26 protein-coding genes and 1 tRNA gene are annotated in these 23,047 nt (G+C 67.1%); 6 read left to right on the top strand and 21 right to left on the bottom strand.

Annotated features, from left to right (window positions below; all coding sequences use genetic code 11):
* The 3 genes from DU478_RS02635 to DU478_RS02625 form a co-directional block, all read right to left on the bottom strand.
* Positions 1 to 447: a tripartite tricarboxylate transporter TctB family protein gene (locus tag DU478_RS02635; RefSeq protein ID WP_114509385.1), complete on the bottom strand. Its 447-nt coding sequence runs from the start codon at positions 445 to 447 to the stop codon at positions 1 to 3.
* A 74-nt stretch (positions 448 to 521) separates the two neighbouring features.
* The gene (locus tag DU478_RS02630; protein WP_114509701.1) at positions 522 to 1,511 is read right to left on the bottom strand and encodes a Bug family tripartite tricarboxylate transporter substrate binding protein; all 990 of its coding nucleotides are present in this window, start codon (positions 1,509 to 1,511) and stop codon (positions 522 to 524) included.
* A 97-nt stretch (positions 1,512 to 1,608) separates the two neighbouring features.
* Positions 1,609 to 2,277, bottom strand: a complete 669-nt coding sequence (locus DU478_RS02625) for a GntR family transcriptional regulator (protein WP_158545729.1) — start codon at positions 2,275 to 2,277, stop codon at positions 1,609 to 1,611.
* A gap of 165 nt (positions 2,278 to 2,442) precedes the next feature.
* On the opposite strand from DU478_RS02625, the gene DU478_RS02620 reads away from it, so the two are divergent.
* The 3 genes from DU478_RS02620 to DU478_RS02610 are packed head-to-tail and all read left to right on the top strand — an operon-like array spanning position 2,443 to position 5,377.
* On the top strand, positions 2,443 to 3,183 hold the full coding sequence (locus tag DU478_RS02620) for an SDR family NAD(P)-dependent oxidoreductase (RefSeq protein WP_114509383.1): 741 nt from the start codon (positions 2,443 to 2,445) through the stop codon (positions 3,181 to 3,183).
* A 29-nt stretch (positions 3,184 to 3,212) separates the two neighbouring features.
* Positions 3,213 to 4,295: an AbrB family transcriptional regulator gene (locus DU478_RS02615; protein ID WP_114509382.1), complete on the top strand. Its 1,083-nt coding sequence runs from the start codon at positions 3,213 to 3,215 to the stop codon at positions 4,293 to 4,295.
* Positions 4,292 to 5,377: an enolase C-terminal domain-like protein gene (locus tag DU478_RS02610; protein WP_114509381.1), complete on the top strand. Its 1,086-nt coding sequence runs from the start codon at positions 4,292 to 4,294 to the stop codon at positions 5,375 to 5,377. The genes DU478_RS02615 and DU478_RS02610 overlap by 4 nt, the downstream gene beginning before the upstream one ends.
* Positions 5,378 to 5,416: 39 nt before the next feature.
* Here DU478_RS02610 and DU478_RS02605 read toward each other — a convergent pair whose 3' ends face one another.
* From DU478_RS02605 to DU478_RS02585, 5 genes are all read right to left on the bottom strand, one after another.
* Complete coding sequence (locus tag DU478_RS02605; RefSeq protein WP_114509380.1) at positions 5,417 to 6,133, bottom strand: PIG-L deacetylase family protein; 717 nt, start codon at positions 6,131 to 6,133, stop codon at positions 5,417 to 5,419.
* A 3-nt stretch (positions 6,134 to 6,136) separates the two neighbouring features.
* Positions 6,137 to 7,639 (bottom strand): tripartite tricarboxylate transporter permease, encoded by a 1,503-nt coding sequence (locus DU478_RS02600; protein WP_114509379.1) that lies wholly within the window; start codon positions 7,637 to 7,639, stop codon positions 6,137 to 6,139.
* Positions 7,636 to 8,085: a tripartite tricarboxylate transporter TctB family protein gene (locus tag DU478_RS02595; protein ID WP_114509378.1), complete on the bottom strand. Its 450-nt coding sequence runs from the start codon at positions 8,083 to 8,085 to the stop codon at positions 7,636 to 7,638. Before DU478_RS02595 ends, DU478_RS02600 begins: the two co-directional genes overlap by 4 nt.
* 61 nt (positions 8,086 to 8,146) lie before the next feature.
* A complete protein-coding gene (locus tag DU478_RS02590) occupies positions 8,147 to 9,109 on the bottom strand; it encodes a Bug family tripartite tricarboxylate transporter substrate binding protein (RefSeq protein WP_114509377.1) in 963 nt (320 codons plus the stop codon).
* 117 nt (positions 9,110 to 9,226) lie between these two features.
* Positions 9,227 to 9,916: a FadR/GntR family transcriptional regulator gene (locus DU478_RS02585; protein WP_114509700.1), complete on the bottom strand. Its 690-nt coding sequence runs from the start codon at positions 9,914 to 9,916 to the stop codon at positions 9,227 to 9,229.
* Between the two features lie 291 nt (positions 9,917 to 10,207).
* On the opposite strand from DU478_RS02585, the gene DU478_RS02580 reads away from it, so the two are divergent.
* A complete protein-coding gene (locus DU478_RS02580; RefSeq protein WP_114509376.1) occupies positions 10,208 to 11,221 on the top strand; it encodes an alpha/beta fold hydrolase in 1,014 nt (337 codons plus the stop codon).
* A gap of 85 nt (positions 11,222 to 11,306) precedes the next feature.
* On the opposite strand, the gene DU478_RS02575 is transcribed toward DU478_RS02580, so the two are convergent.
* The 4 genes from DU478_RS02575 to DU478_RS22840 form a co-directional block, all read right to left on the bottom strand.
* Positions 11,307 to 12,050, bottom strand: a complete 744-nt coding sequence (locus tag DU478_RS02575) for an endonuclease/exonuclease/phosphatase family protein (RefSeq protein WP_114509699.1) — start codon at positions 12,048 to 12,050, stop codon at positions 11,307 to 11,309.
* Entirely contained in the window at positions 12,050 to 13,417 is a 1,368-nt protein-coding gene (locus tag DU478_RS02570; protein ID WP_114509375.1) for a phospholipase D-like domain-containing protein, read from the bottom strand. Before DU478_RS02570 ends, DU478_RS02575 begins: the two co-directional genes overlap by 1 nt.
* A 135-nt stretch (positions 13,418 to 13,552) precedes the next feature.
* Positions 13,553 to 14,101 carry an IS630 family transposase gene (locus DU478_RS02565; RefSeq protein WP_158545728.1) on the bottom strand — a complete coding sequence of 183 codons (549 nt, stop codon included), beginning with the start codon at positions 14,099 to 14,101 and terminating at the stop codon, positions 13,553 to 13,555.
* Positions 14,102 to 14,124: 23 nt separating this feature from the next.
* A complete protein-coding gene (locus DU478_RS22840; RefSeq protein WP_158545727.1) occupies positions 14,125 to 14,271 on the bottom strand; it encodes a hypothetical protein in 147 nt (48 codons plus the stop codon).
* 263 nt (positions 14,272 to 14,534) lie between these two features.
* On the opposite strand from DU478_RS22840, the gene DU478_RS02560 reads away from it, so the two are divergent.
* Positions 14,535 to 14,807: an ester cyclase gene (locus tag DU478_RS02560; RefSeq protein WP_325048085.1), complete on the top strand. Its 273-nt coding sequence runs from the start codon at positions 14,535 to 14,537 to the stop codon at positions 14,805 to 14,807.
* A gap of 127 nt (positions 14,808 to 14,934) precedes the next feature.
* Here DU478_RS02560 and ykgO read toward each other — a convergent pair whose 3' ends face one another.
* Positions 14,935 to 15,060, bottom strand: a complete 126-nt coding sequence (ykgO, locus tag DU478_RS02555; RefSeq protein ID WP_050529488.1) for a type B 50S ribosomal protein L36 — start codon at positions 15,058 to 15,060, stop codon at positions 14,935 to 14,937.
* A gap of 82 nt (positions 15,061 to 15,142) precedes the next feature.
* Positions 15,143 to 15,217 (bottom strand) — tRNA-Val (locus DU478_RS02550).
* Between the two features lie 147 nt (positions 15,218 to 15,364).
* On the opposite strand from DU478_RS02550, the gene DU478_RS02545 reads away from it, so the two are divergent.
* Positions 15,365 to 16,225, top strand: coding sequence for an N-formylglutamate amidohydrolase (locus DU478_RS02545; protein ID WP_114509372.1), 861 nt, complete (start codon positions 15,365 to 15,367; stop codon positions 16,223 to 16,225).
* Between the two features lie 16 nt (positions 16,226 to 16,241).
* On the opposite strand, the gene lpxK is transcribed toward DU478_RS02545, so the two are convergent.
* The 7 genes from lpxK to rbfA all read right to left on the bottom strand — a co-directional run bounded on the left by lpxK (position 16,242) and on the right by rbfA (position 23,013).
* Entirely contained in the window at positions 16,242 to 17,237 is a 996-nt protein-coding gene (gene lpxK, locus DU478_RS02540; RefSeq protein ID WP_114509371.1) for a tetraacyldisaccharide 4'-kinase, read from the bottom strand.
* The gene (locus DU478_RS02535) at positions 17,237 to 18,460 is read right to left on the bottom strand and encodes a 3-deoxy-D-manno-octulosonic acid transferase (protein WP_233501092.1); all 1,224 of its coding nucleotides are present in this window, start codon (positions 18,458 to 18,460) and stop codon (positions 17,237 to 17,239) included. The genes lpxK and DU478_RS02535 overlap by 1 nt, the downstream gene beginning before the upstream one ends.
* 59 nt (positions 18,461 to 18,519) lie before the next feature.
* Positions 18,520 to 19,314, bottom strand: a complete 795-nt coding sequence (locus DU478_RS02530; RefSeq protein ID WP_114509369.1) for an inositol monophosphatase family protein — start codon at positions 19,312 to 19,314, stop codon at positions 18,520 to 18,522.
* Complete coding sequence (locus tag DU478_RS02525; protein WP_114509368.1) at positions 19,301 to 20,647, bottom strand: TldD/PmbA family protein; 1,347 nt, start codon at positions 20,645 to 20,647, stop codon at positions 19,301 to 19,303. Before DU478_RS02525 ends, DU478_RS02530 begins: the two co-directional genes overlap by 14 nt.
* 181 nt (positions 20,648 to 20,828) lie before the next feature.
* The gene (locus DU478_RS02520) at positions 20,829 to 21,767 is read right to left on the bottom strand and encodes a hypothetical protein (protein ID WP_114509367.1); all 939 of its coding nucleotides are present in this window, start codon (positions 21,765 to 21,767) and stop codon (positions 20,829 to 20,831) included.
* A 113-nt stretch (positions 21,768 to 21,880) separates the two neighbouring features.
* Positions 21,881 to 22,618: a phosphodiester glycosidase family protein gene (locus tag DU478_RS02515; RefSeq protein WP_114509366.1), complete on the bottom strand. Its 738-nt coding sequence runs from the start codon at positions 22,616 to 22,618 to the stop codon at positions 21,881 to 21,883.
* Positions 22,618 to 23,013, bottom strand: a complete 396-nt coding sequence (gene rbfA / locus DU478_RS02510; protein WP_114509698.1) for a 30S ribosome-binding factor RbfA — start codon at positions 23,011 to 23,013, stop codon at positions 22,618 to 22,620. Before rbfA ends, DU478_RS02515 begins: the two co-directional genes overlap by 1 nt.
* Positions 23,014 to 23,047: the final 34 nt, after the last annotated feature.

Below are 23,047 nucleotides of genomic sequence, written 5' to 3'. Positions count from 1 at the left end.
TCAGATCGGCAGGTCGATCAGGGCGGGTGGCATGTTCGCGTTGAGGATGCGGTCGAACAGCAGATAGACGAAGGCCGGCACGAGAACCGAGATCAGCGCGTTCTTCAGAGGCTTGCCGCGGTTCAGCAGCGACAGGGCCACCGCGAGGAAGATCACCGTGGCGACGAGCCCGCCGAAAAGCCGCAGCAGCACCGCATATCCCAGTGCCAGCGCCATCAGCAGCGCCACGTCGCGCCATTGCTGGGCGGCGCCATGGGGCGCGTCCTCGTTGCGCATCTCGTCCAGCAGCGCCCAGATCGTCATGACGATGGCCGTGGCGCCGAGGATGCGCGGAAAGAAGCCCGGTCCCAGCCGGCCGCTGCGGGTCATGAAGTTCAGGTCGGCGAAGGCGATATAGCTGTAAAAGATGCTCGCGGCCAGCAAGGCCACGAAAAACGCGATGCGCATGGGCGCGCTCCTGGATGTCGGTGGGAAAGGGCCGGGCGCAGATCCGCGCCCGGCCCGGAAACGTCATGTGCCGGTTACTGGATCGCGCCGACGGAGCGCAGAACCTGGCCGAACCCGTTCTTGGTGTTCGAAAGGAACGTGCCGAACTCGTCGCCGTAGATCACGGTCGGCGTGAGCGTATTGCTCCGGATGTACTCGGCCCATTCGGGAGTTTCGACGACCTGCTTCATGGTCTCGATCCACCAGCTCTGCGCTTCTTCGGGCGCATCCGGCGGCAGGATCAGGCCGCGCGGCATCGACACGCCGATGTCATAGCCCAGGTCGCCCATGGTCGGGACGCCTTCAAGCGCCTCGGGCACGTTCTGGCCGGAAAAGACCAGCGGACGCAGGTCACCGGATTCGATCAGCCCGAGGATTTCGCCCGGGTTGCCGACCATCGCGTCGAGCGCGTTGGACAGAAGCGCCGTGGTCTGTTCGGACATCGAGTTGAACGACACGTAGTCGAATTCGAACCCGGCCTTCTCGGCAAAGAGCGTCGGCACGATGAAGTCGACGTTCACCGTGCCGGTGCCGCCGATGTTGATCGGGTTGGCCTTGGCGTTCTCGATGAACTGCTCGATGTTCTGGATCTCGCTGTCGCCGTTCACAACGAGTACGAGGTCATCGGTGGCCAGCAGTGCGACCGGCGTGAAATCCTCGGGCTCCCACGGCGTGTCGGCCTGCAGCGGCGTGGTGACGAAGCTGCCCGACGTGGTCGAGATGCCGTAGGGGTTGCCGGATTGGCCATAGAGGTAGCCCCAGCCCACGGCGCCGGATCCGCCGGCGCGGTTCTCGGCCTGGATGTCGCCGGGATACAGGTCGTACTTGTTCAGGATCTCGATGATGCTGCGCGCCATGATGTCGTTGCCGCCACCGGGACCAAAGGCGATGGTCCAGTCGAGCGTTTCGTCGCCGGACGGGTAGACCTCTTGCGCCACCGCGGGTGCGGCCAGGGCAAGCGGAGCGGCAAAGGCGGTGGCCAGAGCCCCGGCGCGCAGCCAGCCGCTGTTGAGATTGAAAGTCATGTCCATTGTTTCCTCCCATTCTGGACTTGATTTTCCGGAAAGGCCGGCGCGGCCTCCTTGCCCGGGCCGGCCCTTTCGGCTGGTGGTTCGTCGCAGGTCACATCGTGATCTTCAGACGCGACTTGCTGTTGAGGTGATGCTGCATGCCCGCGGCGCGAGCCGCATCGGCATCGCCCGCCTCGATGGCGGCGACGATACCGTCGTGTTCATGGTTTGACGTGCGCAGGGATTCGTCGCCGCACAGCACCCGGCGGCGCAGCAGCCGGACTTCCTTGCCCAGCGACGTGTACAGTCGCTGCGCCCGGTCGGTGCCGGCGGCAATCGCGATGCGGTCGTGGAAGGCGAGGTTGATCTCGAAATAGCGCGGTTCGTCGGCGGCGGCGATGGCGGCGTCCATGTCGCGCACCGCCTGCCGCAGGGCCTTGTTGACCACCGGATCGGCCTTTTCCGCGACACGGCCGCAAAGGTATCCCGCGATCATCGCCCGCAGGTCGTAGAGTTCCAGGGCGCTTTCCAGGGACAATTCGCGCACGAATACACCCTGGTTGGCCACGGTCCGGACCAGCCCCTCGTGCTCCAGCGACCGCGCCGCCTCGCGCACCGGACCGCGGCTGACGCCCATCTGTTCGGCCAGTGTGAGCTCGTTCAGACGCTCTCCCGCGGCGACCTCCCCGTCGAGGATCATCCTCTCGAGTTCGTCGCGCACTTCGAGCGTCAGCGGACGCTGTCGTTCGATGCCCTGGCGCATGTATTGCTTCACTCCCATAGGCGCAGGAAGCCTGTCTGATTGTAGATTGTCAACAATATTCTGTTGAATGTGAAATGGTCGAAAGGTAACACTCGGAGCAGGAATGACCGGGTGCGCGGTCCCTTCCATCGCTCGGATCTGGCGAAAAACGGCTCTGAAACAGCAGATTAAGGATTTATCAGGATGACGGAACAGACACTCTCGGGCAAGACCGCCTTCGTTTCGGGGTCGGGCCAGAACATCGGTCGCGCCATCGCCCTGCGCCTTGCCGGGATGGGATGCAACGTCGTCGTGAACGGGTCGAGCGACGCCGAGTCGTGCCGCGAAACCGCAAGAATGGTGGAGCAGGCCGGAGCACAGGCACTCGTGGTCATGGGGGATGTCGGAGACGCGGCGGCTGTGGACAACATGGCCGCGGAGGCGCTGGAGCGGTTCGGAACGGTCGATATCCTGGTCAACAACGCCGCCCGCCGCCCGCACAAGCCCTTCCTCGAGATGACGGATGCGGATTGGGACGCGGTGGTCGATGTGGCGCTGACGGCACCCTTCCGCACCGCCCGCGCCTTCCTGCCGGGGATGGTCGAAAAGGGCTGGGGCCGAATCATCAATTTCGCCGGGATGAAGGCGATGCGCGGTTATTTCGAAGGCGCGCCGATCTCGGCGGCCAAGCACGGGGTCTGGGGCCTGACCAAGGCGCTCAGCACCGAATTCGCGCCCAAGGGCGTCACCGCCAACGTCATCTCTCCGGGCCAGATCCGCAAGGAAACCGCGACCGAGGACGACCCGAAGCGCACCGCCTCGATTCCCGCAGGCGTGATGGGCCGGCCCGGCGACATTGCCGCGACGGCGGCATTCCTGGCCTCTCCGGAGGCCGGCTTCATCACCGGACAGATGATCGCGGTGAACGGCGGAGAAGAGACCTGAAACCCGCAGCGCGGTACTGGTAGGGCGCGGTGGCGTTTGGGTCCCTCCGGCCTCGTGCGGCCTGGCAGCGCCAGGGTCTGACGGTTGTCATCGCCCTGCTGGGCACCGTGATATTCGTCTTCATCGACGCGCCGCTGCCGTTCCTTTTCGGACCGCTGGTGGCCTGTCTCGTCGCGGCGCTGGCGCGGGTGCCGATCAGCGGGACGGGCAAGCTGGGCAAGGTCACGCGCACCATCCTCGGCGTCGCCATCGGCGCGTCGATCACGCCCGAAGTGGCCGAGCGCCTGCCGCAGATGGCGCTGTCGCTGTCGCTGGTGCCGGTGTCCCTCGCGATCACCGCCCTGGTCGGACTGCCGTTCTTCCGCCGCCTCTGCGGCTTCGACCTGCCGACGGCCTGGTACGCGTCGATGCCCGGCGGGCTGCAGGAAATGGTGCTTTTCGGGCAGGAGGCGGGCGGCGACGTGCGCGCCCTGTCGCTGATCCATGCCACCCGCCTGCTGCTGATCGTGCTGGTGGCGCCGATCATCCTGACGCAGGGCTTCGGCGGCGATCTGAACAATCCCGTTGGCGATCCGGCCGCGACCTTGCCGCTGCACGAAATGGCGATCATGGCCTTCGCGGCCATCGCCGGCTGGAAGGGAGCGGAAAGGATCGGCCTGTTCGGCGCGGCGATCCTCGGTCCGATGATCCTGGCCGCGGTGCTGTCGCTCACGGGGGTGCTGCACCACCGCCCGCCGGCCGAGGCGATCCTCGCCGCGCAGTTTTTCATCGGCATCGGCCTCGGTGCGGGATACCTCGGGATCACACTGACCGAAATCCGCCGCTTCGTCGTCGCTGGCGTCGTGTTCACGCTCTTCGTCGCGGCGCTTGCGGCGGTGATCACCATCGTCGTCATCCGCTTCGGACTTGCGCCGCCGGTCGATGGATTCCTGGCCTTCGCCCCGGCAGGGCAGGCGGAAATGGCGGTGCTGGCGATCGTCGTGGGCGCCGACCTTGGCTACGTGGTGATCCACCACCTGACCCGCGTCTTCCTGATCATCACCGGTGCGCCGCTGGCGGCAAGGCTGGTCGGCGTGCGCGGCGGCAATCCCCCTTCGAAAGGCTCCGAATGACCCAACGATTTTCCCTGCGCGCCACGGTGCACAGTCCGCCCGCCATGCCCGGCGACGCAGCCCCTTATGCGGGCGCGGACAGCTTTACCTTCGTCCGGGTCGAGCTGCGCGATGGCGATGGCGTGACCGGCAACGGCTTTACCGGCCGGTTCCTTGCCCCCGAGGTGGCGCATTTCCTCAACGGCGCCGCGGCGGAGGCGCTGGCAGAGGCGGGCGACGACCCGTTGCCGGACCTCAGGCGCCGGTTCAATCCGCGGGCGATGACGGGTGTCGTCGTCTCCGCCCTGTCGGCGCTCGAAATCGCGCTGTGCGACCTGCGCGCCAAGCGCCTTGGCCTGTCGGTGGCGCAGATGCTGGGCGGCGCGCGCGCCTCTGCGCCGGTGCACGTGACCTGCGGATTCCCGGCGCTCGACACCGAGGCGCTGGTCGAGGCCTGCGGGGCCGAGGTGGCCGCCGGCGCGCGCGGCGTGAAGGTGCTGATCGCTGCAAAAGGCAGGACGGTGGCGCAGGATCTGGCGCGGCTCCGGGCGGTGCGCGACGCGATCGGGCCGGGCGCCGAGCTGATCGCCGATGCCAACTGCCGCATGGACCTCGACACGGCCCGCGCCTTTTCCCGTGGTGCGGTCGAGCTGAACCTCGCCTGGCTGGAAGAACCCGTGGCGGGGAACGACCGCCACGCGCTCGCGTCGCTTGCTGCAGAGGCGCGGGTGCCCATCGGTGCGGGCCAGATGGAACAGAGTGCCGACCGGTTCGACCTGCTGACCGAGGCGGGCATCGACGTGCTGCAACCGAACGCCGTCTTTGCCGGGGGCATCTGTGCCGCGGTCGCCGCTGCCCAGGCCGGAGCGGCGGCGGGATGTGCCGTCTCGCCTGCCGGGGGCTGGGACCTGGTAAACCTGCACTGGATGTGCGGCGCGCTGACCGACGGCGCGGTGGAGCTTCACCGCGCCCAGACCCGTATCGCCCGGATGCTGCTGCCGGACCTGCCGACGATGTCCGAGGGCAACATGTCGCCGTCCGACCGCCCCGGACTGGGGCTAATGCCGGACGAGGAGAGGCTCGCGGCCTGTCGGGTGGGATAGGCGACCACGGGCCTTTACCGGCCCGCTGCCGGGCCCTTGTCAGATGGAGGGAAAGGACGATACGACCCGCGGGAACAGCGTCTGGTATGCCTCCGCATGGGTGATCTTCCGGCCGGAATTGAGCCAGGCCTGGTTGCCGCGCTGAAGCGCCACGCGCGTGTGATACTCCCAAAGCCATTCCTGCGCGTCCATGCACGCGAAGGCCTTGCGCTTCTGGTCGAAGACCGGGTCGATATCGAGATAGACATCCGGCCGCCAGCCGGAATTCTCGGGCTGGTGCGGTTCGTACATGAGGATCGGCACCGGCTTGGCCGACGGCATGTCCGGATTGTGCCCCTTGGCCTGCGAGATGATCTGCGCCTCCTGCGCGACGCGGCTGGTCAGCTCGTGGTCGAAATTCCAGGGATCGCCGGGCGCGTGGCTCAGGATGAAGGACGGCGCGACCTCGCGGATGATGTCGGCCAGTTGCAGGATCGTGTCTTCGGGGATGCGCATTGGGTAGTCGCCGTGGTCGAGCAGGCGCAGGTTCGCCCCGAGAACCTCTGCGGCACGGTGGGTTTCGTCGGTGCGCTCGGCGTTCACGCGGTCGACCGTCATGCCCTCCTGCCGCCAGAGCTTCGCGCTTTCGCCGCGCGCGCCGAGCGACAGGCAAACCACGTGCATGTCCCAGCCTTCGCTGGCATGCAGCGCGATGGCACCGCCTGACCGCCACACGAAGTCCGCGGCGTGGGCGCTGATGACGAGTCCGGAGGGCATGTATCAGGTCTCCTTTGTTTCGGTTTTCGGGGTCCGGGAACCCATGACGACCCAGATGACCAGCAGGACCGACAGCACCAGAAAGATTGCGCTGATGGGCCGTTCGACGAAGATCATGAAATCTCCGCGGCTGATCAGCAGGGCACGGCGGAAGTTCTCCTCGATCAGCGGACCGAGCACGTAGCCCAGCAGCAGCGGCGCCGGTTCGAAGCCGAAGGCCACCATGATGTATGCGATCAGCCCCAGCCCGGCGACGAGAAAGACGTCGAAACTGATGTTGGCGACGCTGTAGACGCCGACCGCGATAAAGAGAGTGATGGCCGGAAAGAGGTAGGTCGGCGGAATCCGCAGCAGGCGGACCCAGACCCCCATGAGCGGGATGTTCAGGATCAGCAGGATGAAGTTGCCGACCAGAAAGCTGACCGCAAGACCCCAGAAAAGCTCTGGGCTGTCGGCAATGACCTGAGGACCGGGGGTGATTCCGTGGACCAGCAGGGCACCCAGGATCAGCGCCATGATCGCGTCGCCGGGAATGCCCAGCGTCAGCGTCGGGATGAAGGCGGATTGTGCCGCGGCGTTGTTGGCGGCCTCGGGCGCGCTGATGCCGGCGATGGCGCCGTTGCCGAATTTCTCGGGCGTGCGGGACAGGCGCTTTTCCACCGCATAGGCCATGAACGCGGCCATCGACCCGCCGCCTGCGCCCGGCAGGATGCCCACGGCAGATCCTACTGCCGATCCACGCAGGATCGGGAACCGGCTTTCGGCCAGGTCCTTGCGGCTCGGCATCATGCTGCGCAGCGTCACCTTGGCGTTCAGCGCGTGATCCCGGACCCTGCCGATGCTGGTCATGACTTCGGTCACGCCGAAGAACGCCATCGCGATAACGACGATGCTGATGCCGTCGAAAAGTTGCGGCGCGCCGAAGGTGAACCGCATCGTCCCCGAACTCACATCGGTCCCGACGATGCCCAGCAGAAGCCCGACGGCAACGCTGGCGGCGCCGATGAACTTCGACCCCTGGATAAGCGTCCCGGCCGCGACAAGGCCAAGCGCCATCATCGAGAAATAGTCGGCGGAATGGAACGACAGCGCCGCCCGTGCCAGCGGCGGCGACAGCATGATCAGCAACAGGATCGCGATGCAGCTCCCGACGAAGGATGCGATGGTGGTAATGATCAGCGCGGTCCCGGCCTTGCCCTGGCGGGTCATTGGATAGCCGTCGAGACAGATCACCGCCGAAGAGGCCGTGCCCGGCATGTTGATCATGATCGACGCGATCGACCCGCCGTATTGCGCGCCGTAGTAGATGCCCGCGAGCATCACCAGCCCGGCGGTCACCGGCGCGTAGAAGGTGAGCGGCAGCAGCAGCGAGATCGCGGTGAGGTGGCCGATGCCCGGCAGCACCCCGACAACCATCCCGACGGTGACGCCGATCAGGCAATAGATCAGGTTCTGGAAGGTGAGCGCCGTTTCCAGGCCCACCATAAGGTTGTCGACGACGGTCATCGGACATTCCAGTCGAAGGCCGGGGCCGGAATGCCCAGCAGCACGATGAAGAGGAAATAGGCTGCCGGAATGAGCACTACGCACAGGATGGCGAGCGCGCGCCAGTTCGGCGGGCTTTCGGACAGGCCGGAAAGGACGATCAGCAGGGCCGAGGCCGGGACGAAGCCCAACCGTTCCACGGTCAGCGCGAAGACGATCAGCGACAGCGTCACCATGATCATCGGGCGCAGGCGCATCTCGGTCGCAAGTTCCTGGTTGCGCAGCCCGGTGAGGATCGCGCCGATGCCCGACAGGACCAGCACGACGCCCAGGACCAGCGGAACGAGGCCCGGCCCCATGCGCGCCGGCGTCCCGATCCGGTAGGTCAGGCTGATCGCGCAGACGGCGATCCCGATGGCCAGCGCGATCAGCCCGGCGCCCAGGTCTTTGCGCATCTTGAACGGCATGGTGTCCCCTCTCGGTCGGGCAGCGGGGCGGCGGGGTGTGGCCGCCGCCCCGGTCGGGTTCTTACTGCGCGGAGATGCCGGCGGTTTCGATGATCGTGGCGAACTGGCCCCGCAGGCGGTCGAGCATCGCGTCGAAGTCGGCGCGCGACGACGGGTATGGCGCGGCGCCGGCCTCGGTCAGGGTCTTGGCGACCTCGGGTTCCGCGAGGATCTCGGCGATGGTACTGTTGAGCATGTCCAGGATCGAGTCCGGCGTGCCGGCCGGCGCCATCAGCCCGGTCCACTGGCTGGTGTCGATGTTGGGAACGCCGCCTTCCTGCATGGTCGGTGTGTCGGGGCTCGGATCGATCCGCTCTGCCGAGGTGGTGGCAAGCACCACCACGTCGCCGCTGTCGATGAACGGCTTGGTCGAGGAATAGGACACGACGCTGATATCGACCTCGCCGCTGGCCACGGCGGTGGCGGCGGGGCGGCCGCCCTTGTAGGGGATGTGCTGGATGTCCAGGTCGCCCTCCATGGCCATCCATTCCGGCGCGAGATGGTTCAGGGTCCCGATCCCGGCAGAGGAATAGGTGATGCGGCCCGGCTCGGCGCGCGCTGCCGCGAGGAATTCCTCGAAGGTCTTGAAGTCCGCATTCTTGTTCGCGACGAGGATCAGCGGCGTGTCGGTGATCGTCGAGACGGTGGTGAAATCGGCCTCGGCGTCGTAGGGCGTGTCTTCGAAGAGCGACGGGTTGATCGTCAGCGTCCCGGCCTCGCCCATGAACAACGTGTAGCCATCCGGGTCGGCCTGTGCGGCCGCCGTCGCCGCGATGAAGCCGGAGCCGCCGGCACGGTTCTCGACGATCACCTCCTGGCCGAGGCGGCGGGACAGTCCTTCGCCGATGGTGCGCGAGGCAAGGTCCACGACCCCGCCCGGCGCGAAGGGCACGAGGATGGTGATCGCGCGGTTCGGATAATCGTCCTGTGCTGCGGCACCTGACGCAACGATGGCCGCAATCGCGGCAGCGAGCAGTCTTTTCATGGGAACTTTTCTCCTCCAAATCGCGGCGCCTTCGCGCCGCTGACGTCACCGGTCGTGGTGACCGGTCTTTCCTCCGGTGTTTGCCGCGGCGGCCCTCCTGCCGCCGCGGCAATGGCTTCAAAAATCTCCGAAAAGCCGGTGCGACACGGCCTTGAGATGCGCCCGCATCAGGGCCTGTGCCGCGTCCGGGTCATGGTCGGCGATGGCTTTGGCAATCGCCGTGTGTTCGGCGAAACTGCCGTGGTCCGGCGTCGGCTTTGGTGTCTGCCGGTGCACCGCGCCCCAGGTGACGGACCGGCGGATCGAGTTCAGCCGGTCAAAGATCGCGACCAGCGGAATGTTGTCGCTCGCCTCGGAAATGGCGCGATGGAAGTCGTCATCGGCGGCTTCGTAAGAGTCCCAGTCGCCCGCGTCGTGGGTTGCCGCTTCCGCCGCCGCGATCCTGTCCAACGCCTCGCCCGAGGCGTTCATCGCCGCTTCGCGCGCGATGGACGGTTCGATGGCGAGGCGGGCCGCCATCATCTTGACCGGCGTCGTCCGCCGGGACAGCGACAGCGTCGTGTCACCGATCGGCTGCGCTTGGGCCGGGTCCGACAGGAACGTCCCCTTGCCGACGTGCCGCCAGATCTTGCCCTGGTCCTCGAGCTCCTGCAGCGCGTGGCGCAGCGCCGACCGGCTCAGGTTCAGCTCGTTCTGCAAGGCACGTTCGGACGGCAGCCGGTCGCCAGGGCCGAGCGACCGCTCCGCTATGAAGCTGAGCAATCGCTCTGACGCCGTTTCATTCCACGCACTCTGAATACGCAACATCTCGTTCACGACACTCTTGATCAATGGTCGAATTGGTATGACCAAAACGCTAGATTGATCGAAATGGTGTCATCGAGAAGCGCTCTTGGCAAGTGTTTTGGCGGGTATACGTGCAGATCATTGAAAGGATTGATCTACTTGTTCGGTCAGGTGTCTTTGATTCATTAAACCAATCATGGCGAATCGACTCGCCCGTTGGTCCGGCAAAGCCGGGTTCGCCCATCGGCCGCCGACTCGACAGGGTGGCTGCGGCTGCCTACCGTCGGCAGGACAGGGGCAGGGGGGCACCGGATGAAAGACCACGACATCTTCGACCTGGGGCCCACGACGCTGGCCTGCGGCGTAACGGTTCCCTCGCTGCATCTGGCATACAAGGTCTACGGCACGCTCGATGCCGAGACGTCGAACCTGATCCTCTACCCGACCTCCTACGGTGCGCAGCATTCGGATATCGACTGGCTGATAGGCCCGGGCCGAATCCTCGATCCCGAACGCTACTGCATCGTCATCCCGAACCAGCTTGGCAACGGGCTGTCGAGCAGTCCCAGCACGCTGCCGGACCCCTTTTCCTTCGGTCGCGCGCCGGCCTTCTCCCACCTCGACAATGTCGCGGCGCAGAACAGGCTGCTGACCGAAGTGCTGGGGGTCGACCGTATCGCGCTGATCTACGGCTGGTCCATGGGCGGGCAGCAGGCGCTGCACTGGGGGGCCTTGCATCCCGAACGGGTCGCGGCGATCTGTGCCACATGCACATCGGCGCGCACGAGTCCGCACAACGCGCTGTTTCTCGAGGGCCTGCGTGCGGCGCTCACGGCGGACCCGGGCTGGAATGGGGCGTGGTTCACCGAACGCCCGATTCGCGGCCTGCGGGCCTTTGCGCGCATCTACGCGGGCTGGGCGTTGAGCCAGGCCTTCTACCGCAACGCCCTCTGGTCCGAGGCCGGTTTCGTCTCGCGCGAGGATTACCTGATCCGGGCGTGGGAGGGGAATTTTCTCAGACGCGATCCGATGGACCTGCTGTCGATGATCGACACCTGGATCGCGTCGGACATTTCCGACAACGACAGGTTCCGCGGCGACCTCGACGCTGCCTTGGGCGCGATCGAGGCGCCCGCGATCATCATGCCGTCGACGACGGACCTGTACTTCACGCTGGACGACAGCCGGTCAGAGACCGCGCGGATGCCCAATGCCGAATTGCGGCCGATCCGATCAGACTGGGGTCATCGCGCCGGCAATCCGCAGCACACACCCGAAGATGAGGCGGTGATCGCGCAGGCGGTGCGGGATCTGCTGTCCGCCTGAGGGCATTGCGCCGGGACTTGCGAGACCGTCGCAGCGAATTGCGCCTCGGGGCCGTCTTCGACGGGTCGCTGCGCATGCCCGCTCGTCAGCCCTGCCCGGTGTCGCGGCGGCCGTCCGGGCCTGGACCGACATGAATGTCGATCCAGATCGGCAGATGGTCGGAGGCGCGACGGGTGATCGGCGTGTCGAGAACACCCGCCGCCTTGCGGATCATATGCCTGTCCAGCGCAATGCGGTCCAGCGCGCCGAGCGGCAGGTTGGCGTGAAAGGATTTGCCCGGTGCGTGAAGGGTGAAATGCCGCGACATGCGGCCCAGGCCCACTTTGAGCGACCATTCGTTCAGGTCCCCGGCCACGAGGGTCGGCAGGGGCTCCATCGTGCCGAGCGTCTCGATCAGCGCCGACACCTGCCGGCGTCGTGAGGCGCGCAGCAACCCGAGGTGAGCCCCGACGACGCGCAGCCGCGCATCGGATGTGTGCAGATCGGCGACGACGGCGCCGCGCGGCTCCAGACCCGGCAAGTCAATGCGGCGCAAATCCGACATCTCGATCTCCGGTCGGGTCAGAAGCGCATTGCCGTGCCAGCCAAGGCTGGGACCGGCAACAGAGACCGGGAGCGCGACAAGGCCCGTCTGCGTCCGGATCTCGTCGGTTGACAGCACCGAAGGACGCGCGCCCATGCGGCGGTCGGCTTCCTGGAGCACGACGATATCCGCGTCCAGTTCCGAGATGACCTGCAGGATCCGGTGCGGGTTCCGGCGGCGGTCGGTGCCGACCGCTTTGCGGATATTGTAGCTCGCGACGCGCAAGCCGTCTGGCGCCCGTGACATCATAAGACCGGAGCACCCAGCCGGAACACGCCTTCAGAGATGCGCCGGAAGAACCCTGCGGGCGGCAGGCCCGAGGTGCACCGCTCTTCTTGAAGCCGGTACCAGTCCGCCAGCGCCTGTACCGACCCCGGATCGTAGACGAAAAGCGTTGTCTCGAAATTCAGAAGCATGCTGCGGACATCGAAATTCGCGGACCCGAGATAGCCGATGTCGTCGATGACCCCGGCCTTGGCATGAAGCATCCCACCCTGAAAGAACTCGATGCGGCAGCCGGCGTCCTGCATGTCCCGCAGGTAGGCCCCGCGCGCGAAATCCGCGAGCTTTTGGTTGGATGTCTGCGGCAGCAGGACGCGCACATCGACCCTGCGCTTCGCGGCAATCGACAGGGCGTTTCCAAGAAATTCGGTCGGCAGGAAATACGGCGTTGCCAGCCAGACCCGCCGCCTGGCGGAATGGATCGCGTTCACCAGGGTATCGTGCAGCGGATCGCCCGCCGTGTCGGGCCCGGAGGGAACAAGCTGCACACGCGCCCCTCCGGCCGCAGTGCCTGGCCAACCCGTGCCTGCCTGGGAAAGCGCTCCTCCGGTGGTACCCCAGTCCGAACGGAACACGTCGCGAAAGGTCGCGACCGCCGGACCCTCGATAAGATAGGCCAGGTCCGTCCACCGGTCCGGGCTTGGATCGGGGCCCATGTACTCGGTTCCTACGTTCATCCCGCCTGCAAAGACACGGGCGCCATCCGCAATGACCATTTTGCGATGGTTGCGCAGGTTCAGGTGGCCTTTTTCGGGCAATTGCAGCAAGGGCGAGAAATAGCGCACCTCGCCACCGGCGGCCTTCAGGGCGTCGAGGCTGCGCCGCGGCGGCTTCAGGTTGCCGAGCCGGTCAAGCAGCAGCCTGACGGACACCCCGGCTTCTGCCCGCGCGATCAGTTCTTCGACGAACGCCTGTCCGACCGCGTCATCGGCAACGAGATAGAAGAGACACTGCAGATCGGTTCTGGCCGAGCGGCACAGTCGGATCAACTCGACAAATGCCTCCTCGCCTGCCCGCACGATTTTCAAGCTGTTGCCACCGGTAGCCGCTGGAATTCCGTAGCTTGCGGGCACCACCGCGTCGCGCGCGACCGTCTGGTCCGGCCGCGGGTCCACTGCGGTGTCGAACGCGATCGGTTCGAAGCGCGACGTCCGCTTGCGAAAGCCGAGGATCACGAAGAACGGGATCGCGAGGTAGGGCAGGAAGACGATAAACAGCAGCCAGGCCGCGGCAGATTGCGGCGTGCGGCGCTGCTGCAGGACCACGACCGCCGAAAGCACGGCGAGCACGGCGATTGGGATCGCTGCGAAAGGTGCGGCCGTCCATGTCATTGGTCGAACATCCTCTTACGAGACATATAGTGTTGGAAAGAGAAGTCGAAGGGTCTGTCAATCGGGACGCGGAGGCAACGCCCGTCCTAAAATCCGCCAGTGATCTGACGGTGAGATCCCTGGAGTGCCCGACCTTTAACCCGAGACATACCCTGTAGCCTTGAAGAAATTCCAGCACTCTTCAGGCAAGAAGAGGTCACAGATTTCTGTGAGAGCGCGGAATATATCGGCGCAGGTTCGAGCGCTGACCCTGCGCGGGTGCGCATTGAGTTTTGAGAAGGCCATCTCGATCGGGTTCAAGTCGGGGGTGTAGGGCGGCAGGAAGAGGAACCAGAATCCGGCTTCGCGCATGGCTTTGGCAGCGGCGGCATTCTTGTGCGCGGCGAGGTTGTCCAGGATGACGACGGTGCCCGGCTCCAGTTTCGGGACCAGCACCTGCGCGACGTAGGCCTGCAAGGCGTCACCATCGATTGCCCCATTGATGACCCACGGAGCGATCAGGGCCCCGGCGCTCGGACCTGAGATGAGGGTCTGCGCGCCGCATGATCCAAAGGGCGCATCCATCACCGGCCGCTCGCCCCGCCGTGACCACCCGCGCTGGCAGGTCTGGTTCGTTTTGACAGAGGTTTCGTCATTGAAGACAACATGTTCCGGTCGGGACGCGACGTCCGGAAGGCGGTGCACGAACCAGTCGTCGCGCCGCCGTCTTACCCATTTGCGGCACCGCTCGGTGGCGACCAGCGTCTTTTCTTATACGTGAAGTCCAGCTTGCGAAGGAACCGCCCAATCGCATCGGAGTACGCCTGCACGTCGGTTGCATCCGTCGGCGCACCGGCCAGTTCGGGCATGGTCATGTCGCCATCCTTATCAATCGGTTCGATCAGACAGGCCCGATGCGGATCGAGATTGCCTAGGCCGCGCGGGCGACCCTGAGGCGCGGATCTGGCCTGTTCCGTTCGCCGGATCGCAAGGCCCCAACGCGCTCCGGAGGAAGGCGAAAGCTTCAGGCGCAGCGCCGCCGCCCGCCCGCTGATCCTTCCTTAACCAATTTCGGAAATCGCGCGCGGAGCACATTCGGTAAAGGTGCTGACATGATCCATCCTCCCAAACAGGATGAATCACAGATTGGCCTTCAAGGAAATTCCATCGATTCAGGTTTGCAGCCGGATGCATTAGAGCGCAGCTGGCCTGCGCGCCGCCGATGGTCGCCAGCCGGCTTGTGTTCGACTGCAGCCCCGTGAGGATGCTTTTCGGTCTGCCGGTCAACGGAAGACGGGTCAGGTTCGACGAGACCGCCTTCTACGAATTCCTGGGCGCAAAGATCGTGTCGGTCCGGTCCGTCATCGACACGGCGGGCGTGGCGGCGCAACTCCCTCGTGCAGACGATTAATTACAGGACACGGCAAGGAAAAGGCTCGAAACTGGTGATCCGCTTCGAGCCTTCTGCTGTCTTGTGTTGAACCGCCTGGCAACAGCCGTGACCTGCGGATCGGCCGTTTCGGACCCGGCCTAGTGCTTCAGCCCTGGCGGGCCTTGAAGCGGCGCTGCGTCTTGTTGATCACGTAGACGCGGCCCTTGCGGCGCACAACGCGGCAGTCGCGATGGCGGCTCTTGAGCGAGCGGAGCGAGTTCTTGACCTTCATGGTCCTCTCCTCTTGTCGCGGCGCGCGAGCGCCTTTCGGGTTGCCGTTCACACCGGCGCTGTGGCCCGTGCGGTGGAATTCATGGTGGGCGGTACAAGGATCGAACTTGTGACCCCTTCGATGTCAACGAAGTGCTCTACCGCTGAGCTAACCGCCCATGAAACCTTTGCGAAATGCCTTGCCCCAAAAACATGGGGCGCGGGAGACCGCGCCGGTTCGGCTCCTATAAAAGGAGTCGCAGACGGGATCAAGGGGCTTTTGGAGTGCGAAGTTTTCGGTCTATGTTTGCCTGCAAGGAGTGCGGATGCCCAAGGTTGCCTATCATCTGTACCATCCCGATGCGCTGACGTCGCGGGTGGTCTTTGCCTCGCCCCACAGCGGACGGGATTACCCCTGGTCGTTCCTGCGGCACACGCTGCTTGACGAACATGCGATCCGGTCTTCGGAAGATGCTTATGTGGATCGCCTGTTCGAATGCGCGCCGCAGTTCGGGGCGCCCTTCCTCAAGGCCGGCGCGCCACGGGCCTTCATCGACCTCAACCGCTCGGCAGACGAGCTGGACCCGGCCCTGATCGAAGGCGTGCGGCGTACCGGGCACAATCCGCGTGTGGCGAGCGGGCTTGGCGTGGTGCCGCGGGTGGTGGCCAACGGCCGCGCCATCTATCGCGGCAAGCTGCCGATGGCCGAGGCCGACCGGCGGATCGCGGTCTACTGGCGGCCCTATCACGCGCAGCTGCAAAAGCTGCTCGACCGGGCCCATGCGCAGTTCGGCGAGGCGGTCCTGATCGACTGCCATTCGATGCCGCACGAGGCGGTGGACGGGATCGTGCGCGCCGGGGCGCGGCGGCCGGACATCGTCATCGGCGACCGCTTCGGCGCCTCCGCAGCACCCTGGGTCGTCGACCGGATCGAGGCCGCCTTTGCCGATGCCGGGCTCGTGGTGACGCGCAACGCGCCGTTTGCCGGGGCCTACATCACGCAGGCCTACGGGCGGCCGCTGCGCAACCAGCATGCGATCCAGATCGAGATCGACCGCGCCATCTACATGAACGAGGCGGAGATCCGGCCCAACGAGGATTTCCACGCCTTCCGCCGCCTGCTGCGGGGGATCATCGCGGATATCGCCGCCATTGGCCACCGCGATCAGAAGCTGGCAGCGGAATAGGGCTCGGCGGTTCCGGTCACGGCCCGAACAGGTCATCGAGCGCCGCATCCAGCACTGCCGCGTCGTGAAACTGCAGCCGCACCGGCAGGGTCAACACCTTCTGGCGAAAGCTGTCGGGCAGGCGCACGGCGTCCTTTTCGGTGGTCACAAGCTGCGCGCCGAGCGCCGCGGCCTCGGCTTCGAGCCGGGCCATCAGCGCCGGGGTCAAGGGCTGGTGATCCTCAAGGGGTTCGGCGCGGACCAGCTCCGCTCCGAGACCGCGCAGGGTGGCGAAGAATTTCTCGGGCTGGCCGATCCCGGCAAAGGCGAGGCTGCGCAGGCCGCGCCAGTCCATCCCGGTCTGCAGCGGGCCGAGTTCGGCGGTGACATGGGGCAGTCCGTCGGGCAGCGGCCAGAGCGCGCGGAACCGCGCCTGCGCCTGGTCCGGGCCGACCGACAGCAGCAGGTCGGCGCGGGCGAGGCCGGTCTGCACCGGTTCGCGCAGCGGGCCGGCGGGAATGCAGCGTCCGTTGCCGAAGCCCATGGCGGCATCGACCACAACCAGCGACAGGTCCTGGTGCAGCGCCGGGTTCTGGAAGCCATCATCGAGCAGGATCGCCTGTGCGCCCGCCACCACCGCCGCCTGCGCCCCGGCGGCGCGGTCGCGGGCGACCCATACCGGCGCAAAGGCCGCAAGCAGCAGTGGCTCGTCGCCGACATCGCCCGCGGTATGACGGGCGGGGTCTACGCGCAGCGGTCCGGCTTCCCGGCCGCCGTAGCCGCGCGTGACCACCTGCGCCGCAATGCCGCGGCGCGACAGCCGGTCGAGCAGGGCGATGACGGTCGGCGTTTTGCCGGTGCCCCCGGCGTTGATATTGCCGACGCAGATCACCGGCACAGGCAGGCGCTGCGGCTGTCCCCGCGCGAGTCGCCGCGCGGTCAAAGCTGCGTAAACCCGGCCCAGCGGCGCCAGCGCCCGCGCGCGCCAGCCCGGAGCCTCGGGCGGATTGAGCCAGAAGAGCGGCGCCGGCATCAGCGTCTCTGCGCCTGATCGAGCCAGTGCAGCGCCTGTTCGACGACCCGGTCGGTCATCTCGGCCCCCGCCGACACCACGTCCCAGCCGGCATGGGCCATGGCCGCCGCTTGATCCGGCGCGATCATCTGCGACACCGCGCCGCTCAGGCTGTGTTCGTCCCGCACGATGCGGGCCGCCCCGGCATCGACGAGGCGGGAATAGGCGCCAAGGTGCTGTCCGACGTTCGGTCCGTACAGCACCGCCGACCCCAGCGCTGCCGCCTCGAACGGATCGTGGCCGCCGAAGCCGGGCGCCAGCGAACCGCCGAGAAAGCAGACGGGCGCCAGCCGGTACCACAGGCCCAGCTCTTCGGGGCCCGGCGCCATCAGCACCTGGGTATTCTCGTCCGGCATGTCGCCTTCGCCCCAGAAGGCGCTGCGCAACCCGCTGCGGTGCACCGCGACGGTGAACGCCTCCGCCTCCGAGGGATCGGCGGGCACCAGGATCAGCAGCAGCCGGTGCGCCAGTCGGGCCGCGGCGCGATGTGCGTTCAGCACCAGGTCGGCTTCGGGCTGGCGGATGCGGGCCGCAGTCCAGACCGGGCGGCCCGACAGGAGTTCGGACATCTCCTCGTGCAGTTCGGGCCGGCAATCGAGCGGCAGCGTGGCCTCTGCCAGCGGGCCGCTGCGGCGCAGCCGGTCGCCTGACACGCCCATGCGGCGCAGATCCCGCTCGGCGGCGGCGTTCTGGGCAAAGATCACGTCGAACCCCTGCAGCACCGCCGGGGCGGTGTCAGGCAGCCAGCGCGCGCCCGGCGTGCTCCAGCCGGTGTCGCCGGCGCCGATCAGCGCCAGTCGGCAGTCGGCGCGGGCGGCGCAGTGCAGCAGCGCGGGACGCAACGCCTCGCCCGACCAGAGGCAGAGATCGGGCTGCCAGTGATCGAGAAAGGCTTGCGCCTGCGCCGGGGTGTCGGCGGGTATTGCGTCGGTCATGTGCTCTGACGATGCGACCCCGGTCAGCAACACATGCGCGCCGTCGCTCTGGCTTTGGATGCGGGTGCAGAGCGAGGCGAGCGCCCGGTCTGTCTGCGGATTGGCGGCATGGGCCCAGACCAGCGGACCTGCGGGACGCGGCGCGCGCGCTGCCGGCGGTACGGCAGCGGGATCGGTTCGGGACAGGGCCAGATAGGTCCGAAGGCTGAGCGGCGGTTTTCGCACCTTGGCGGTCTGTCCTCGTGTCACGTGCCGGTCTGGCGGGGTTGCAAGCACTGTGCAAAGCCTCTGCGATGCGGCGGGTTGCGTCAAGCCGGGCGCTGCGCACGGTCCGTGCCCTGCCGCGCGACGATCTCTTGCCAGATGCCGGGGCTGGCGGCGACGATGCCGTCGCTCTGGGGATGCGGATTGTTGAACCGCAGCGCGGACCCCGTGCCGTCGCTGGCGCGGGCGCCGGCCTCTGCGGCAATGAGGCTGCCCGCGGCGATGTCCCATTCCCAGCTCGGCCGGAAGGTGAACATGCCGTCGTAGCGCCCCTCGGCTACCAGTCCCAGGCGGTAGGCGATCGACGGGCGGTGCGAGCGGCGGACATCAGGCACGCCCCGCGGCCAGTGGCGGGCGTCGAGACTGGGCTTGGTCGCGAGCACCCGCGCGCCGGTCAGCGCCGCCGCATCCGAGGCGCGCAGCGGCATGCCGTTGCGGGTGGCGCCGCGGCCGCGGGCGGCGGCATAGAGACGGTCCTTCATCGGCAGAAGCACCACGGCGGCGGTGACCTCGCCGTCTTCGGCCACGGCCAGCGAATGCGCCCAGGTGTCCTCGCCGGCGATGTAGCTGCGGGTGCCGTCGATCGGGTCGACGATAAAGACGTGACGGCGCGACAGCCGGTGCGCGTCGTCCGGGGTTTCCTCGGACAGCCAGCCGTAGTCGGGCCGCGCCGCGCTCAGCAGGTTGCGCAAGAGCGCGTCGACCGCGAGGTCGGCGCCGGTCACCGGGCTGTCATCGGCCTTGCGCACGACGTTCAGGTCGCCGGAGCGGTGTTCGAGCGCCAGCCTGCCGGCGGCCCGGGCCGCGTCGCAGAGCAGTTCGAGATCAGTCGCCGGCAAGGGTCAGGCCTTCGACCAGCAGTGACGGTACAACCTGGCTGAGCCAGGGGCGCGCGTCGTTGGCCGGTATGATCCGGCGCAGCATGTCGCGCAGGTTGCCGGCCACGGTCACGCCTGAGACCGGGTAGGCGATCTCGCCGTTCTCGACCCAGTAGCCGGCGGCGCCGCGGGAGTAATCGCCTGTGTTGGGGTTGATCGTGGCGCCGATCATCGAGGTCACGACCAGCCCGGTGCCCATCTCGCGGATCAACTCCTCGCGGCTCCGGTCGCCCTGGGTCAGCGCCACGTTCCAGGCGCTGGGACTCGGCCCCGACCCGGCGCTGCGCGCGGCGTTGGCGCTGCTTTTCAGCCCCAGCTTGCGGGCCGTGGCAAGGTCCATGGTCCAGCCCTTCAGCACCCCGTCCTCGACCAGCGCGCGGCGCGCGGTCGGCAGGCCCTCGGCGTCGAAGGGGCGCGAGCCCATGGCGCGCGGACGGTGCGGGTCCTCGATCAGCGACAGCCCGTCCGGCAGGACCGGGCTGTCCATCGCGTCGCGCAGCCACGAGGCGCCGCGCGCCACGGCCGATCCGTTCACCGCCGACAGCAGGTGGCTGATCAGCGAGCCGGAAATGCGTTCATCGTAGAGCACCGGATACGAACCGGTCCTTGGACGGCGGGCGTTCATCCGCGCCAGCGTGCGTTCGGCGGCGCGGGCGCCGATCTCTTCCGGGCTGCGCAGATCGGACTGGAAGGTCCGCGAATCGCCGTCGTAGTCGCGTTCCATCCCGGTACCCGATCCGGCGATTGCGACGCAGGAGACCGACCGCGAGGACCGCGCATAGCCGCCCGAGAACCCGTTTGTCGCCGCAAGGTGGATGCGCCGAGCACCGTAGGCGGCAGAGGCCGCGTCGATCTGCGAGATGCCCGCGACCGCCAGCGCCGCGGCCTCGGCGCGCCGGGCGTCGTCCTCGAGCGCTTCGGGCGACGGCTCGGGCGCAGGGTCGGCCATTTCGAGCGAGTCGGCATCCCAGTCGCGGGCCAGCTGGTCCGGGTCCGCGAGGCCGATCCATTTGTCCTCGGGCGCTTCCCGGGCCATGGCCACGGCGCGTTCGGCCATGGTGGCCAGTGTCGAGGGCTTGATGTCGGAGGCCGACACGGTGGCGGAGCGCTGGCCGATCAGGACCCGCAGCCCAATATCGGTGCCTTCGGACCGTTCGGCCTGTTCCAGCCGCCCGCCGCGCACGTCGATGGACAGCGACGCGCCTTCGACCGCCATGGCATCGGCGTGGTCCGCTCCGGCCGTTCTGGCGGCGTCGAGCAGGGCTTGGGTCAGGGCAGAGAGGTCATGGGCCATGGGCAATCCGGTGCGTGGAATCTGAGCAGTGACCTAGGCCCGCGGCGGCGACTGTGCAAGGCCCCGCGCCGTCGGGCGGGGACTGCGCCGATTTTCCCGAGAAAAACGACCCGGAAACCTCGAGATTTCCGGGCCCGGCGCGCCGCCGTCCCGCGGCGGGCGCGCAATTTCGTGGCGCAGGTCAGGAGTCGCAGGCGTAGCCCAGGCTGACCCGGTTGCCGCTGATCGCCTCGACGGTCACGGCGCAGCCCTCGTCGCCCACTTCGGCACGCTCGCCGACCGCGACCGCCTGCGTGGCGATGCCGTTGACCGCGATCCGCGCGGCACTGCCGTCCGCCGCGATGCCCGACACGAAGACCCGCGCCGCGCCGTCGCCCACGAGGGCGATCTCGCCTACTCCGGTGCCGTCGCCCGACATCTCCGCCTCGCTGGAGGCACTGTCTTCGGCATCACCGCCGCTGCCGCCGCAAGTTGCCGAAAGCCGCGCGACGGCGCCGTCGGTGCCGTTCAGCGTGACCTCGCAATCGCCCACGGTGCCCGACCGGCCCACGGCCAGGTCGATCATTTCGCCGCCAACCGAAAGGCGCGCGGCATCTTCGGTCACCCGCGACAGGAAGGCGCGCATCGCGCCATCGGCCAGCATCGCCGTCTCACCAACGCGCAGATCGGTGCCGCCCTCGATCGGATCGGCGGGGCTCATCTCTTCAGCTACCTCTTCTGCGCTGTCAGAGCCGCCCTGCGCCGCGCTGCCGGCCGCAGCCGCGGCGCTTTCGATCCGTGCGCCCAGGGCGCTGATCCCATCCGACACCGCGGCCTGCTGTTCCGAAAGCGTGGTCCGCAGCTCTTCCGACAGGCCGTCGATCCGGCTGCCGATCGCGCCCATCGCATCGCTGCCCGACCCCAGCTGTTCTTCCAGGGCCCCGAGCCGGTCACCCAATGCGGCGAACTGTTCCTGCACCGAAGCCGACATGCCGTCCACCGCGCTGCCCGCGGCCTCCATCTCGGCGCCAAGCGCGGCGCGGATATCCTCCATCTTGGGGCTGCGGTCGGCGGTCACGTTGCCCAGAGCAAATCCCACCAGCAGCGACACGACGCCCGCGCCCATGATCTTCTGATCCATAATACTCTCCCCTGAAATGGATTGCGGCAGCTGATGCCGCCGCATAGCTATGTAAAAAGACATACCAATTCCAGAGCGGAGTCCGCAAACTTTTCAGTGAAAAAATGTGATTTTCACGGCTTCGGAACGACAGTGCCCAAAATTGGACCCATCCAGCGGCCAATGTCCGAGCGTCCCAGCTTGGGTGCGTGCAGCCGAGAGATGTTGCCGTCGAGGAACAGCGCGTTGGGCAGGCCCAGGTGGTCGCGGAACAGGCGCCCGAATTCGTGGAAAGTGACCGCATCGCTGGAAATCGCGAAAACCGCGGTGCTGCCGTCGGCGGTGGTGCCCACGCCGTTGCGGATGTAGCGCGAGGTGCTGTCCTTCAGGAACCGCGGATGCAGGGCGCCGTCGATGACCAGCATCGGCCCCGACTGTGTCGCATATGTGCATTGCGGCGCGTCCTCGACAAAGCGCAGCGTCTCGATGACGTCGGCGCGGCCGTCGCGGATGCAAAAGACGCCGTTCGGCAGAAGCCCGAAATTGCCCGGCCCGGCATTGGGCACGACGCGCATGACCTCGGTGCCGTCCTCGACATAGTGACCCACCGGCGCGCGGTCGGCATGGTACATGCCTGCGTTCATCGCAAAGCCGAGCGCCTCGCCGGTCTCCGCCAGCTTGGCGTCGATGCTGGAGAACTGGCCGTAGGGTTCGCCGGTGTCGTCGTAGAGAAAGAGGCGCAGGTCCTCGGAGGTCATGTCGACGCTGCACAGCGTGTAGCGGTTGCCGTCATAGGACACACGTTCGCAGGTCGCGGCAGGCGCGGCCTGGGCCAGAGTGCCGAGACCGAAGAGAGCGAGCCAGCGCAGCATCAGTCGTCCAGGTCGCGGCGGACGTTGTCCTGCGAAAACAGGCGGCGGGTGTCGTCGAGCCGGTCAAAGGTCTCGTCCAGCCGGAACCGCAGGTCGGGGGCGAATTTCAGAGTCAGCTGTTTCGACACGGCGCGGCGCAGCTCGGATTTGTTGCGCGCCAGCAGGTCGATCAGCAGGTCCGCGCCCTTGCCGCCCAGGGGCAGGACGTAGGCGGTGGCGATCTTGAGGTCCGGTGACACGCGCACCTCGCCCACCGTCACCGACATGCGGTTGAGCTCCGGGTCGTGGATGTCGCCACGGCCCAGCACGTCCGAAAGGGTACGGCGAATCAATTCGCCCACGCGCAACTGGCGCTGGGACGGTCCGGCATGATCGTTGAGTCGGTTCTTGGCCATGGCCTTCATCTAAGCGCTCGGGCAGGCTTTGCCA

Origin of the sequence: Thalassococcus profundi (assembly GCF_003344785.1) — a bacterium.
GTDB lineage: Bacteria > Pseudomonadota > Alphaproteobacteria > Rhodobacterales > Rhodobacteraceae > Puniceibacterium > Puniceibacterium profundi.
This window is presented reverse-complemented; position numbering and strand designations above follow the sequence as displayed.